At 36.7% G+C, this 207-nt stretch carries 1 protein-coding gene; it reads left to right on the top strand.

All coding sequences use genetic code 11. The features are described 5' to 3' along the window. The coding region (locus TD29_RS18310) for an acyl-CoA reductase (RefSeq protein WP_316931867.1) at positions 1-207 on the top strand (207 nt) is incomplete at both ends.

Genomic DNA, 207 nt, shown 5'->3' with positions numbered 1-207 from the left:
CTTCGGAAAGTTTAAAAACCATAGCTATTATCATGGCAGGAAATATTCCGCTAGTGGGTTTTCATGATTTTCTATCTGTACTTATTTCTGGTCAAAAGGTGTTGGTAAAACAATCGTCAAATGACAAGCATCTGCTTCCGTTTTTGGCTAAATATTTAGAACATGTAGCGCCAGAATTTCGTGGACGAATAACGTTTTCCGAAGAAA

Source organism: Psychroserpens damuponensis (genome assembly GCF_000826655.1).
GTDB classification, from domain to species: Bacteria; Bacteroidota; Bacteroidia; order Flavobacteriales; family Flavobacteriaceae; genus Psychroserpens; species Psychroserpens damuponensis.
This window is presented reverse-complemented; position numbering and strand designations above follow the sequence as displayed.